Raw genomic sequence first — 15,597 nt, forward strand, 5'->3', positions numbered from 1 at the left:
AGAACATTGCCAAGCAACGGGTGTGGCATCACCAGAAATTCATTGGGCCAGCAACAAACCAGCGCCAGTCACCCGAGGGTGGCTGGCGCTTATCCCCAGTTTCAATAACCGGTTCACGATCCGTCGTGAGAGGTCGTCAGCAAGGTAAAGAGCAGCGCAGGAACCGGAGTGTATGTGAATACATGAGGATTCCGAGCAGCACATGAGCCTTGATCACGGCCTCGCAACAGGAGCGTGAACCGGTTTTTAAACTACCGTCATCTGGCCGGCATAGAGCACGAAGTAGCGCAGCAGCAGGATCCCCACCAAGGTCAAGCTGCAGACCAGCACCAGATGGCCGTTTCGCTCCCGCAGGGGGGCCGGGGTCAGCAGGGCCAGCAGCTGGGGCAGTAGCATGCCGATCCCCACCACCCCGAGCCAGAACACCTGAGCCCAGAAGCCGCTGCCGATGGCGGCCCACATGGCCACCTCTTTCTGACCGCCACCGAAGTAGAGGCCGGTAAAGAAGCAGACCAGCAGCAACACCTCCACCGCCAGTACCGGCCGCTCGAAGCGGTGCACAAAGCTCACCCCCTGGCTGTGATGGTTCTCCTTGAAGAGCGTCACCGCCAGCAAGATGGTGGAGGCGATACCTGAGCTGATGCCCGAGACCAGAAACAGCACCGGCAGCACCGGGTTGTTCAACAGCGGATAGGTCTTGAGCGCCGAGAGCAGAAAGCCTGTGTAGGCCCCCAGCAGCACGGCGAGCAGCAGCAACAGCGGCGCCAGCAGCCGCTCGATGCGGGCAAGCCAGCCAATCAGCCCATCCACAAAAGCGAACTTCTCTTTCAGCAACCGGCAGCGCATTGTCTCGATCTCGGTGCGAAACACCACAGCCAGCCAGGCGAACAGCACCACCATATAGAGCTGGAACAGCATGACCCCCATCGACATCACGGAGTCGAACTGGTAGTGGAACATCAGCTTCCAGAAGGTCCAGGGGCGGGCCAGATGGAAGATAAGGATGAGCAGCCCCAATATCACGCTCGCTGGCGCCAGAATGGCGGTTGCCTTGATGATGCCGCTCTCGCTGCCGGCCCCCTTGCGGCGCAGCAGCACCGAGAGGGTGGTGGCCCCGGCGGAGATGCCGAGCAGAAAGAGATAGATAGCGATGGGCCAGTCCCAGACAAGTGAAGGGAAGTGAAATGCGTCATGCAACATGATCCATTCCTCCCTCTGTTACTGCGGTAGATGGCGATCGGACAAATTCCCAGACAAGGGAAGGGTAGTGAAATGCCGCTTGCATGGTCATGACGTTATCTCCCCTTTGGGCACGCGGTACATCTTGGGCGAGGTGCCGAGCGCCTGCTTGTAGCGATAGGTGGTCTCCTTCACCAGCCGTTTGGCGATGGGGCTGTCCGGGTCATCCAGATTGCCGAACACCAGCGCCTTGGTGGGGCAGGATTCCACGCAGGCCGGCTCCTTGCCCGCCGCGAGGTTGGTCTTGCGGCAAAAGTCGCACTTGTCTGCCACTCGGGTCACAGGGTTGATAAAGCGCACCTGATAGGGGCAGGCGGCCAGACAATACATGCAGCCGACGCAGAGATCCGCGTTGACATCGACGATGCCATCCTCCTTGCGGATATGGGAGGCGCCGGTGGGGCAGACATGCACGCAGGGGGCGTTGTCGCAGTGCTGGCAGGACTTGCGAAAGAAGCGGTACTCGGCGTCGGGAAATTCACCGACCGGGCCTGATCGGATGATCTCGAGGCGCGAGACCCCCTGTGGCACCTGATTCACCTCCCGGCAGGCATCCATGCAGGCGGTGCAGCCGATGCAGGCCGTCTCATCGTGGATCATGCCATAGCGGACCCCGTCGATGGTCTGGCTATGGGCAAGGGGGGTGGCAAGGGAGCGGGTGTTGGCACTAGCAGTCCCCGTCATCATGATAAGGGCCCCTGCGCCCATGCCCGCCATAAAGTCACGGCGAGAGCAGCTCATGATGCCTCCTTGCCGGTAGCCGGTTTGGACTGCTCCTGCCGGGCCTTGCTGGCCTCATGCTGCTTGCTGTGACAGTCGACGCAGAGCTTGATGCGGGATTTTTCCGGGATCCCCACCATGGGCTCCTTGGCCGGATGCAACTGGTGGCAGCTGGTGCAGGTGAGCTTGGTAGCGTGCACGTCGTGGGCCCAGAGCGCCTCGCGCAGTGGTTTGGGCTCGTGGCAGCTCATGCAGACTCCATTCTGCTCGCTGATGGGATAAAGCTTGATGCTCTCTTTATCCTTCAGGCTGTGGCTGAAGCGCATCACATCTTTGACCCCTTCCCGGTGCTGGGGGGAGGGCTGGCCGTGGCAGTTGGTGCAGGTCACCGGCTTGAGGTTGTTGGGATTGGTCGCCTGACCATGCTTGCCGTGCATTCCCTCGCTCTGCTCCTTGTGACAGTCGGTGCAGGCCTTGTCGGGATTGCGTAAAAATTCCACCTCATGTGTAGCTGGAACAGGGGCTGCTGCCGGCTCGGCCGCCTGACCCTGCAGGCTGGTGAGCAGCATGGCTGCCATCAGCATCAGTCGTAAAAAATCCATCGTTAAATCACCCATAGGAAGCCTCCATCCGCTGCGGGCCCGACTTGGCGCCGGGCCCGCAGGCGCCGTTACTGTGCCAGCCGTCCGGCCGCTTTGGCCTCGGCATCCCAGGCGGGGACCGTGGTCTTGAGGAACTGGGCCTTGTCGCTGTTGAACTGCTTCATATCCATGCCAAGGGCCGCTTGCGCTTTCTCCTTGGTGGAGATGTCGGGGATGGCGATCTCGTGGCTGATCCCCTTGCTGGCCAACAGGCGCGCCAGCTTGGTGCGGGCGTCAGCGGCTTTATCCAGCGCGCTGCCAAGTACCTTGAGGGCCACTTCGGGGGCGTGCATCTGCACCCCGTGGGATGCGATGGCGTAGTCCCATCGCCACTGGGCGTGACGGATGTCCTGCAGAATATCCTTCATCTCTGCCTCGGTGGCGCCGGCATCCCAGGCCGCCTTGGCTTCAAAGTGGGCGTGTACCAGTTGCTTCTCGACCTTCAGCTTGGTCTCGATCACCGCCTCTTTGCGCTGTTTGACGATCCCTTGCAGCATCTCCTTGCTCTGGGTGTGGCAGTTGCGGCAGGTCTGCTCGAAGCGATCGAAGGGGTTCCCCACTTTGTGATCCGTGTAGACCTTGCCCTGCTCGTTCTGCACCTTGGGCATGTGGCAGTCGACACAGGCGACGTTGTTCTGGCCGTGAATGCCGGCGCGCCAGGTTTCGTACTCGGGATGCTGGGCTTTCAGCATGGGGGTTTTGGAGAGGGCATGAGTCCAGTCGGCAAAGCCGATTTCATCGTAATAGGCCTCCATCTGCTCAACCGTGGTGCCCTTGTCCCAGGGGAATTTGACCGCCTTGGTGGGGCCGCTGAAGTAATACTCCACGTGGCACTGGCCGCACACCTGGGACTGCTGATCAAAGCGCCCCTGCTCCTTGAACGGCTTGCCGATGGCGGTCATGGCCCGATCGGCATAGGGACGGGAGAGGTGCAGGGCAGGTTTGCCCTCCTTGAACTCCTTCGAGGCGGTATCGTGGCAGTCGGCGCAGCCGATGGTGTTGACTACTTCCGGCCCGCCTTTTGCCCACATCCCCTTGAAGTAGCCATCCTCACCCTTCTCGTCGATGACGCGGGCCACATCCGGGCCTTTGCAGCTCCAGCAGGCCATGGGCAGGGGGCCATCTTCGGCTGTTTTCGGGGCGCCGGTACGCAGGGTTTCGCGCACATCGGTCAGCGCATAGAAGTGACCGCGCGGCTTGTTGTAATCCTTGGAAAAGGGGTAACCGCCCCACAGCACCACCATATTGGGATCTTCCGCCAGCGCATCGGTGCGCTCCTTGCTCTCGCTGGTGGCTTGCCAGCTGGTGAACTGATCGGCGTGATCCTTGGCGAACAGCTCGCTGCGCGCCTCTATCTTGCCCTTGGTGGTTGCGTCATCAGCCAGTGCCCAGCCGCTGGTGCCAAGCCAGTTGGTCAGCAGCAGGGCGGCGAGGCCCAGTTTGATATGCCTGTGTTGTGAACCCACGTTTATCACTCCCAGATAAATGTTTTGGTCTCGTCTGACCCGTTCCATCTTGGTGTGGATCTTCCCCCCGTCGGGCGGGGTGGGCAGACATTCGCTTGCGGGTGAATAAAACCGCGCAATATATGATTGCTCGAGGGTTACCCTAACAAATAGGTAAATTTAATGATGATTTATCGGAGGGAGAGTTGTGCCAGATCAATTGGTGCACAGGATTGATCGCTGAAATGAGATCTGGATTAAATTTTATGGAAACTCAACTTCTTGTTAACTGCCGAGCATTCGATGGCAGGAGTTTGATCGATACAGTTACGTACTGGCACTTTTTGCTGCTGATCCTGATTGCTGCCGTATTGTTCATAGATTCTGGCAATGACTTATGCCAATAATTGACTAAATATGCAAATTATCGGTGTTGTGGTGTGAGCTTTTGACCTTCGGATTATGATCCATTTATTGAAGCTGCAGTGGATTTATCGTCAAACGACAGAAATAGTCACATGGAGTCTGATAGACCTGTTAATAAAGGTGATGCGATTGGGGTCATCCAAATCTCATTTCATTTAAAAAGGCCTGTTAGATGCACAATCTTGTAAGTTATGGCCATTTTATGGCAATCATTGTCGAAAATAGCGAAAAGACCCACTTAGTCTGGTGCGGTGCGGTATGATTATTGAACAGACAAGTACCCTGTAGGTACTGATGTTGGTGGTTAAGGTTTTGCTGGAGGTTGTATGGCAGAGTTGCAAATTGAAAAGTCCACGGTGATCACCCAACTCGAGGGCTCCGTGTTTGTCATCAGTGCAGATGGATCTGTCATACGAGCAAAGGTGGGGATGGCATTGCAGCCGGGGGATCGCCTGCAAGCTGCCCAAGGGGGCCACTTTCAACTAGCCAAGCCGGGCAGTGAGCCTGCTGGTGAGCAAGATATGGCCGCCAAACCAGTGCCCGCCAAACCTGCAGTTGATGGACAACCGGCCGATCCGGAACTGGCCTCGTTGCAAGAGGCGATCCGTCAGGGTATCGACCCGACCGAGTTGTTCAAGGAGACCGCCGCCGGTAACGCTGCCGCAGCCGCTGGCAATATAGGTGGTGTTGCCGGTTCCAGCTCGGGTGGTTTTGTGGTGGTCGATCGTACCAATGATGCCACCCTGGCCGAGGCCGGTTTTGATACCGATCATGCGGTGCAATCTGTGGGCGATGAGCTGCTGTTTTCCGAAGAGCGTGATTTCTTTGCCGCCATCACCATCACCGAACCCCAAACCAGCGACAACATTATCAACGCCGATGAAGCGGCTGGCGTCATCATTCGTGGTGTGGTGGATGATGTGGAGGTGGGCCAGCCGGTCACTGTGACCCTTATCGATCAGGCGGGAAATTCACTGACGGTGACGACCGTGGTGCTGCCCGGCCTGGTGTGGGAAGCCAATTTTGGCGATGTGACCGGCAAGCTGGTGGATGGCCCGTTGCAGATTGTGGCTAATACCCAGGATCAGGCGGGCAACAACGCCAGTGATACCGGACAGACCCTGCTCGATACCATCACCACCATTACCCTCGATCTCGCCGATGAGAGCGACACCGGCGCCAGCCAGACCGATGATCTGACCCGTGACAATACCCCGCTGCTGCAAGGGAAGGGGGAGCCCGGCGCCACCGTAACCCTGAGCCTTGGCGGCAGCGTGCTCACCATCCTGACGGTGGATGCCGCCGGTAACTGGCAATATCAGCTGCCGCAGACCCTGGCCGATGGCCAGTACCAGTTTCAGGTCAATTCCGTGGATATTGCCGGCAACCGCGCCAGCGATACCCTTGTTATCAATGTCGATACCCAGGCCTTTATCGATATCGATGATCTCGATTCCGCAGCCCTGTTTGGCAACAGCAGCGCCATCCTGAGTGGTTCCACCAGCAATGTGGAAGCGGGTCAGAGTGTCACCATCACACTTGTTGACAGCAATGGCCAGCCGCTGCTGACCACCTCGGCACTGGTGGGGGCCGATGGCCGCTGGCAGGTGAGCAGTCTTGATCTCTCCGGTATCAATCAATCCTTTGAAGTGCGTGCCAGTGTCACCGATCTGGCGGGCAACAGCGCCAGCGATGGGGCGCCGCTGATCGGTCAGAGCGAAACCTTGACGCTCTCCGAAGCCGGATTGGCCGGTGGCCCGATCACCGCGACCGGTAGTCTAAATACCGGTGCTGGCCAGGATGGCAATCTGCAAGTCCAGTTCTCCGCTGATCAGAGTGCCTTGGAAGGGCTGGGGCTCGTCAGCCATGGCGCGCCTCTTGGCTACACCATCAACGGTCAGACCCTGACCGCCAGTGCTGGTGGGGCGACTGTCTTCACCCTGACCCTCAACAATGACGGAAGTTACCGCATCGTCTGGAGTCAAAGCCTGGATCACGGTCAGGACGTGTTGCGCCTGCCGTTCAACCTCGAATATCGAGACAGCGACGGCGATTTGGTGAAGGCGCCGCTGGTGATCAATCTGGTGGACAGCAATCCGCCCAACTTTGACGTTGATCTCCCGCCCATTACCCTGACCGAAGATGCCTTTATCAACGGTGCTGCCGTAGTGGGTGAGAGTCGCTTTGTAGTCAAACACGGTGTCGATCCTTTGTTGGTGGATTCGCTGGTGTTCAGCAATCAGAGCAGCACCCTGACTACCCTCAACGGCTCGGGTCTTGCCAGCGATGGTCATCCGCTGACCTTTGAATTTGCCGATGATCGCACCCTGGTGGGTTACTACCTGGATGGCAGTGGCCAACGGGTGGAGGTGCTGCGCGCCGAATTGAATGCGCAGCAGCAGGGCAGCGATCTGGCTGGTCGGGTAGTGGTCACCCTCACCGGCCCGCTCGATCATCAGGGCAGCGACACGCTTTCCCTCGGTTTGCAGGTTAGCGCCAACGAGATCGATGGCGACAGCACCAGTGCCAACCTGACGTTGACTGTCAATGATGGCAGTGATCCCGCATTGGGCATCGACAAGGGGGTCGCCCTGCAAGAGGGGGGCAACCAGAGCATCGATGGTCAGCTGCCGGTGACGGTGGGCAGCGATCGTCTGGTCTCCCTCAACTTTGAGGCTAACCAACCGGCGCTGGCGGGGCTCACCAGCCAGGGCAAGGCGACGACTTACGAGGTTCAGGACAACCAGCTGATCGTCAAGGATTGGCAGGGCAAGGCAATCCTCACCGTTACCATCGGACTGGATGGCAAATACAGTGTCTCCCTGACCGGGGTGTTTGACGAACCGGAAGCGACCAACAGCCTCAACCTTGGCCTGAAGGTACAGGGCTCAGATTTTGACGGTGACAAGAGCAACCTCGGCACCCTCAATATCACCATTACCGACGGTGCCTTGCCGCAGGTCGATCCTGTCTCCCTCACGCTCACCGAAGATAGCAACTGGCAGCAGGGCCAGACCCTTAACGGCGATCTGGCTATCACCGCGGGCAGCGATCCGCTGGCCAGCATCACCTTCGACGCCAATCAGCCTGGGCTGCAAGGGTTCACTTCGGGCAAGCAGGCCGTGACCATCACGGTGGCCGATCATCGTATCGAGGGGCGTACCCCAGATGGCAAGCTGGTGTTTGAGCTGAGCCTCGGCAACGATGGCAAATACAGCTTCACCCTCCATCAACCGCTGGATCAGGGCAGTGCCGACAGCCTGCTCAAGGCGGGCTTTACCCTGCTCGACAGCGATAGTGACAAGGTCTCCTCTACCATTACCGTGGCGGTGGGGGATGGCGCCAACCCGACCATTTCCGCAGTGACTGGCACCACCATCACCGAGATGGCGCAAGGGGAGACGGCTGCCGTCAGCACCATGAGTTTCTCGGTCGCGCACGGCAGCGATGCCCTTGACCCCAACTCCCTTGGCTTTGATATCGCCGTTATCCAGAGCACCCTGACCGGACTCACCAGCCACGGTAACCCGGTCACTTTCGTCGTTGATCCCGCGACCGGCCAACTGGTCGGAACCGCCGGTGGGCTGGTGGTGCTGCGCGCCGAGTTGAGCCTGGTCGATAACAACGGCAACTGGAGCGTCACCGCCAAGGTCACCCTGAGCGGCGAGCTGGATCACAAGGGAAGTGAATCCCTCAACCTGCCGCTGGCCATCACCCTGGCCGACAAGGATGGCGATCGCATCGGTACCACGTTGCCGCTCACCACCGTGGATGGTAAGGCGCCGAGCTTTATCCCGGGCAAAGGCGTGTCCCTGGATGAGGGGGACCTCACCGGCAGCAACAGCCTGAGCCAAACCGGTCACTTCGATGTGCAAGCCGGGTCGGATCGGGTGGTGGAGGTGGCCTTTGCCGATGCCAGCGAACAACCTGCGCTGACCGCCTTGGGTAAACCGGTGCAGTACGAGCTGGTTGATGGTGACCCGCTGATCCCGGGCAGCCAGCTGCTCAAGGGGTATGTGATGGTGGATGGCCAGCGGGTCGAGGTGTTCGACGTCAAGCTGATTGGCAGCCTCGAGCAGGCGGGCAAGAACGGGTTTGACTATCAGGTGACCCTCTATCAGGGGCTTCATCAGGGCAGCAACGCCGTGACCGAGCTGCCCATCAAGGTGATCGTCAACGACTACGACAAGGCGGGCGGCAACAACGACAGCACCAGCGGCACCCTCAATATCCAGATTGGGGAAGGGGGGAAACCGACCCTCACCCTGACCGGAGTGACCCTCAATGAAGGGCGCTTCGATGGCGCCGCCAATAACCAGACGGCGGATGATCAGCAAGCCAGCGGCAAGATCACCATCAAAGCTGACTCGGATCCGGTGACTGATGTGCGGCTGACCCTTTCCAGCCAGGTCATGGATGCCAGTGGCAAGCCCATCCCCCATAACGGCGAAACCCTGACCTGGAAAGCGGTTGGCACCGATGGTCACACCTTCCAGGCGGTGACCAGTGGCGGTCTGGTAGTGATGACGGTGTCCATCCCCACTGCCCCTGCCACCATCGCCGCTCATACCAGCGCAGAGATAGGTTATCAGGTGACGGTGCATACCAACCTGGATCACGGTGCAGACAACAAGCTGGAGCTGACCCTTCCGGTCGAAGTCACCGACAGCGATGGCAGCAAAAATCAGGGCACCGCCACTGTCACGGTGACTGATGGCATCAACCCGATCATATCCGCCATTGAACCGGTTCGGGTCGAGGAGTCTGATCTCGATGCAGTGAACGGTCAGCATCCGGGGACCACACCAGCAGAGAGTGGAGAAACCGATAGTGGCAAGGTGACCATCACTGCCGGTTCGGATCGGGTTGCCTCCCTTGAGCTGGATGTGGCTGCATTCAATCAGGCCAATCATCTCACGTCGGGTGGCAAAGCGGTTACGCTGGCGGCACACAGCACCGGCTGGTATCTGGCTACGGCCGAGGGGGGCAAACCCGTTTTCTGGGTCCACCTCGATGTTAACGGCAGTTACAGCGTCCATCTGGTAGGCCAGCTTGATCACGGTGCACAGGGCAAGGATGAGTTGACCATCGAAGTGCCGCTGTTTGTCACCGATCATGATGGCGATCGCAGTCCGAACGTCAGTGTGACCGTGACGGTACAAGATGACATGCCTATCGGCACTGTGCTGGCACATACCCTGAGCGAAGGGAGCAGTACCGTGACCGGCGATCTGCTGCCTACTGCCAATGAAGGTGCGGATGGTGCCCGCGTCGAGTCGATTACCATCAATGGCCTGACGTACGCCATCAATGGCTCTTTGATACAAGATGTGCTGAGCCCCGATGGCAAGCAGGTGATGGGAACCCTGACCATCTCTGCCGATGGGTCCTACTCCTTCAAGCCTGCGGCCGGTTTCAATCACGATGCAAGTCAGCTCAGTCAGGTGGTGACAGCCCATCTGGTCGATGGCGATGGCGATCGTGCAGACAGCACACTGACCCTCAATCTGCAGGATGAAGCGGTGCGCTTTACCGTTAGCACAGCCATTGGTAACGAAGATCAGGGGGCGCAAGACCCGAGGCTGGGTATCCCTATCAACATGCAGCTCGATATTGGCGATTTCGATCGCGGTGAGCATGTGGATCAGTTGCTTATCCAGGCGCCAGCCAATGCCCATGGCACCTTCTATTACAACGGCGTTGCCCTCACCACCACGGCTGATGGCAAGTGGTTTATCGTGCCGCCAGCGGCCATGGTGACCAGTGATAATGTTCACTACACCACTCAGGGGGTGACCTTTGTGCCTTCAAGCAACTGGTCGAGCTGGAGCATTGGCGGTCAGCCGCTGCACTTCCAGGTGCAACTGCAGGTCGGTGTCACCGAAGGGGCAGCACCTGCGGCTGTAACGGGCGATCTGGCTGTGACAGTGCGCGGCGTGGCCGACAAGCCGTTGTGGGACACAGCCAACACCACTCGCCACTATGACACCAATGAAGACAGCACGGGTATCAAGCTGGACGTCAAGGCGAGCCTGACTGATACAGACAGATCCGAGACGTTGACCTATCAGATCAAGCTGGAAGCGGGCAAGGGAACCCTGATGCTCAACGGAGTCGAGCTCAAGCCAAATAGCAGTGGCATCTACACAGTTTCGGCCGGCAACATCAACAAGGTGACTGTGGTTCCGGGCAAGGATTTCAGTGGTGACATCAAGCTGTCGGTGACGCCGATCAGCACCGAGAAGAACCCGATCGCTCAGGGGCAGGGTACGGCGCAGGGAGACAAAATTGATCTGGTGATCAACGTCAATCCGGTGGCCGATGACGCCAAGCTCACCGTGCGTGACATTCAGGGCAAGGAAGACACCCTGCTCGATCTGGGCAGCAAGATCTCCCTTGCTCATCTGGGTGACAAACTCGATGGCTCCGAGCAGATGTTTGTCCGCATCAGTGGTCTGCCTGACGGTGCAACCTTGTTGCTGGGTGGTTCCGCCGTTGCACAGAACATAGCCGGTTACTATGAGGTTCCTTTTGATCGGATTGGCGAACTCAAGCTGCAACCGCCGAAAAACAGCAACGTCGATTTCGATCTGACCATCAAGGGGGTGGTGAAAGACACGGCGACCTTGACCGATGCCAGTGGCCAGACCCATACCGTGGTGAACGAAAAGGAGACGGGCTCCCAGACCCTTCATGTGGATCTGGTGGGGGTGGTGGATCAGCCTCACTTCGAGCTTGGCAATACTGGCTGGGAGGCCGAAGGGACAGGCTATGCCACCACAGTGGGTGAGGATGGACGGGCACCGCTCAACTTTACCCTCACCTCGGGCGAGTGGGTCGATACCCCGCACGACACCTCCGAGAGCCTCAACGTGGTGCTGCAAGGGCTGCCGGAAGGTGCTCGGGTCTTTGATGCCAATGGCAAGGAGCTGACCCTCACCTTTGCCGGACTCGACGCCCATGGCAAGCCGACCTATCAAGTCGATGTCTCCGATTTTGGCAACCTGCTTATTCAGCCGCCCCATAACAGCACGGCGGATTTGAACCTGATCGCCAAGGTGGTGGTGACCGAGAACGATGGCGACCACAAGAGCTTCGATGTGCCGCTGCATATCAAGGTGGAACCCGAGATTGACGCCACCGACTACAGCAAGACCAGCCATGGCCTGGAAGATCAGTTCACCGTGCTGGACTGGCATCCGACCCTTACTGACGGCGCCGAGAAAGTCACGGCGCTGAGTCTCTCCGGGGTGGAGGATGGCTACCAGATCTGGCTGCGAGTCGGCGGCGTGGAGAGCCAGCTGACCGTGGTCAGTGGCAAGGTCACCCTGACTGCCGCCCAGCTCGACAGCCTGCTCAACGGGGGGCAACTGCTGGTGAAGGCGCCGGAGGATAGCGATCGGGATACCACTATCCAGAGCCATGTTACCGTGACCCAGCATGATGTGGATTCTGGCGCGATGGCCGAGAAGGTGATCGATGGCAATCTGCATGTCGATATCCAGGCCGTGGTGGAGCCCGATGGCGTGCTGACCCAGAGCGGTGGAGCTCTCGTGGGGCAGAGTGGGGCTGTATAGACCTGAGTGGACGCTTCATCTTTACCGACCTCGATCCCTCGAGCGTGGAGGAGATCGACTATCTGGTGATCAACCTGCCGGTGTTGAACGGTGGTGCAGGCGATCAGTTCGTGGTGGTTGGCGGTATCAACAACGGTAACGGCAGCTGGATCGTGCCGGCGGGCAATCTCGGTAGCTTCAAGCTGCATGCGCCGGACGGGTTTGTCGGCAAGGTTCAACCGATCCGCATCGATGCCATGGTGATCGACCGGGGCGATGATGGCGATGCCAGTGCCCATGTCAAAGTGAGCCTGGAAACCAGTGCCGAATTTGAAAACAAGCCAGTGACGCCCAAGACGCCGGCGGCGACTGTCGATATCGACGACAACGCCGTGCTGGTGGGCAAGGAGGATATCCGGGTTGATTTTGGTCAGCAGCTCAAAGGCGTGATCCATATCGGCGCCGCCGACCAGGCGAGCGACGAGGTGACCATTGTCCTCAAGGGGTTGCCGGCGGGCGTGACCATCAGCGGGGCCGAGTACAACATCTCGACCGGTGAGTACGTCATCAAGGTGCCGCCGTCACTGGCGGGCCTGGAGGGGTTGACCCTTGGCTTGCCACAGGACTTTGCCGGTTCGCTCAATATTGAGGTGAAGGTGGTGAATACCGATACCGCCAGTGGCGATATCAAGGTTGACAGCAGCACGGTTAGGGTCGATGTGGCCCCCGTAGTCGATGTGAATGGTGGTCGTGGCGAGCATCCGGAACTGACACTGACCGTGCAGGACACCAACCAGGATGGACAGCCGGACAATCTGGAAGATAGCGAGATCCACCTCGATCTCTCGGTGAAACTGGCCGATATCAGCCCCTCCATCGCGGGCGGCGGTCTCGAAACCGTTGAGCGGGTCACCATCACGGTGGATGCGAAATATGGCTACTTCCTCGATGGCAGTGGCAAGCCGGTCAACACCCTGGTGGTCAACGATGTGGCTGCCCTCAAGGATTTGGTGTTTGTGCCCAAAGAGCACTTCAGCGGTCAGATACCGCTCGACATCAAGGTCGATATCGTCGATACCGCGCTGGTTGGTGGCCAGCAGGTGACCGACAGCGGCAGCTGGAGCGGGCAGGTCGGCTTTGAGGTGAGGCCGGTCAACGATCCGGCCCAGCTCTCAGTGCATAGCGTCACCGGGAGCGAGGATGGCACGGTCAACCTTGCCGGATTTGGCGCAACCCTTATCGATAACGATGGCTCGGAGCAGATCGTCGCGCTGCAGATCAAGGGGGTACCGGATGGTTTCACCCTCTCGGCCCCTGCCGTGAATAACGGTGGTGGTGTCTGGCAAGTACCTGTAGGCACCGATTTTGCCAAGCTGACCCTGATCCCGCCAGCTGATTTCAGCGGCACCGTGGAGCTGTCGCTGAGCGCCTTTACCCTCGACAAGGGGCTCACCATTCCGCTCGAAACCAGTGGCAGCTTTACCGTCACCGTCAATCCGGTGGGGGATGCCCTTATCGCTGACATTCAGGGTCAGGCAAGCGGTACCGAAGGGGATGTGATTACTCTTGATCTGGGGCTGGAGACCCGGGATACCCAGCCAACCGGCGGCAGTGCGGGTAATGTGCATGAGAACAAGCCCGAGCAGGTGCGGGTCACTATCGAAGGGGTGCCTGATGGTGCCGAGATCCGCTTGCCAAATGGCGTGGCGGGGACGGTTGTTGATCTGGGTGGCGGTCGCTGGCAGGTCACTACCGAGGGCGGCAAGCTGGGTACGGTCGAGCTGGTGACCAATGATGCCAACGGTGCACTGGATCTCAAGATCACCGCCCAGAGCCTCGACAACGGCGCCCTTGGCCCCGAGGTCAATGGCACCATCCATGTGGAGGTGAGCCCGGTCAACGATGCGCCAATCAACGTATTGCCAACGACCCCTCAAGTCGCGCAGGAAGATCAGCCTTTCGTCATCCACGGTTTGCAGGTGAAAGATGTGGATGCGGGCAACAGCCCCATCAAGATCACCCTCTCGGTGGAGCATGGCACCCTGACGCTGCCTGCTGGCAGCGGCGTGACAGTGGTCGGCAACGGCACCGGTTCGCTGGTGCTGACCGGCACGCTGGCCGATCTCAATGCCTTGCTCTCTGGCGGGGTCACCTATCAGGGCAACAGTGATTTCTACGGCAATGACGCCCTGACCATGGTCACCAACGATCAGGGGAACACGGGTAGTGGCGGGGCACTCAGCGATACCGATGTGCTGCCTATCGAGGTGCAGCCGGTCAACGATGCCCCGGTCAATCAGCTGCCTGGCAGCATGACGGTGAAGGAGGATGGCTCCCTGTCGCTATCCGGTGTCAGCGTGAAGGATGTGGATGCAGGCAGTGCGCCTGTCTCCATGGTGCTGCGTGTCGAGCATGGTGTACTGACCTTGCTGGGTGCAACCGGTGCCGTGATGGTGCAGGGGGCGGGTACCAGCGAGATCACCCTGGTGGGGTCGCTGGCTGATCTCAACCAGTTGCTGGCAAGCAACCTGCACTATGAACCGGCCAAAGATTTCTGGGGAGAAGATACCCTTACCGTCACTACCTCCGATCAGGGCAATAGCGGTGCGGGCGGTTCTCTGAGCGACACCGATCAGGTGACCATCACTGTCACTCCCGAACCGGATATGCCTGGTCTGACGGTGGATCAGCATGCGTTCCATGCCTTGCAGGGGGCCATTATCCCCCTTGGCATCAACGCCAGCGTGGTCAATCCGGCCACCGGCGAGCTCTCCATCCGCATCAGCGGCCTGAATGGGGCGCAGGTGCAGGACGAGCATGGTCAGAGCGTCGGTCATGCCGATGGCAATGGCGACTGGCTGATCCCGGCCGATCACTCGGTTCCGCTCTACTTCAGCGGTTTTGGCGACGGTGACCATGTGCTGGGGATCAGTGCCGAGTCGAGTGTCGGCGGCTCAACAGTCAGTACGCCCCTTGAGACCATTACGGTGCACGGCCAGAGTGGTCATGAGCTGGTCGGTTCCGATCAGGGGGATTGGCTGTTTGGCTCCTCTGGCGATGACCGTCTATTGGGGGGCCATGGCAACGACATTCTCACCGGCGGGGCTGGCAGCGATCTCTTCGTTTGGCAGCACGGGGACGAGGGGAGTCAGGGGCTGCCCGCCATCGATACCATCACCGACTTCCATCCGGAGCAAGGGGACAAGATCGATCTGGCTGATATGCTGCAAGGGCTCACTGGCAATGGTGTCGATGATCTGCTCAAGCATCTCTCCGCCTCGGTGACCACGGGGAGCAATGGCCTGAGCGATGTGAATCTCTCGGTTTCCCCCGCGGGTGATGGCCAGATAACTCAGCAGATCACCCTGAAGGATGTGGACCTGACCAGCTGGAATCTCACCAGCACCTCGTCCCACGATATCCTGCAGAGCATGCTGGAAGATCAACATAGCCTGATCATCCAGCACCCCTGATAGCGTGTGTGAAGCGTAAAAAAGAAGAGCCGGCAATTGCCGGCTCTTTGTTTATCTCTGCGTGGATTGTTTTTTTATACGGCCGCAAGGGCCGGAG

General features: G+C 59.2%; 4 protein-coding genes and 1 pseudogene. 1 reads left to right on the forward strand and 4 read right to left on the reverse strand.

The features are described from left to right. Window positions 1-246: 246 nt before the first annotated feature. The 4 genes from nrfD to nrfA all read right to left on the reverse strand — a co-directional run bounded on the left by nrfD (window position 247) and on the right by nrfA (window position 4,066). Window positions 247-1,200, reverse strand: a complete 954-nt coding sequence (gene nrfD / locus ACTG2W_RS00985) for a cytochrome c nitrite reductase subunit NrfD (protein WP_440015974.1) — start codon at window positions 1,198-1,200, stop codon at window positions 247-249. A gap of 87 nt (window positions 1,201-1,287) precedes the next feature. Then, a complete protein-coding gene (gene nrfC / locus ACTG2W_RS00990; RefSeq protein ID WP_440015975.1) occupies window positions 1,288-1,980 on the reverse strand; it encodes a cytochrome c nitrite reductase Fe-S protein in 693 nt (230 codons plus the stop codon). Beyond that, window positions 1,977-2,576, reverse strand: a complete 600-nt coding sequence (gene nrfB, locus ACTG2W_RS00995) for a cytochrome c nitrite reductase pentaheme subunit (RefSeq protein WP_106843831.1) — start codon at window positions 2,574-2,576, stop codon at window positions 1,977-1,979. Before nrfB ends, nrfC begins: the two co-directional genes overlap by 4 nt. A gap of 53 nt (window positions 2,577-2,629) precedes the next feature. Next, window positions 2,630-4,066 (reverse strand): ammonia-forming nitrite reductase cytochrome c552 subunit, encoded by a 1,437-nt coding sequence (gene nrfA / locus ACTG2W_RS01000; protein WP_420093703.1) that lies wholly within the window; start codon window positions 4,064-4,066, stop codon window positions 2,630-2,632. 731 nt (window positions 4,067-4,797) lie between these two features. Here nrfA and ACTG2W_RS01005 point away from each other — a divergent pair. Next, a pseudogene (locus ACTG2W_RS01005) lies at window positions 4,798-15,500 on the forward strand (retention module-containing protein). The last annotated feature ends 97 nt before the right edge of the window (window positions 15,501-15,597 follow it).

This window comes from Aeromonas sp. 96A, assembly GCF_051919165.1.
GTDB classification, from domain to species: Bacteria; Pseudomonadota; Gammaproteobacteria; order Enterobacterales; family Aeromonadaceae; genus Aeromonas; species Aeromonas veronii.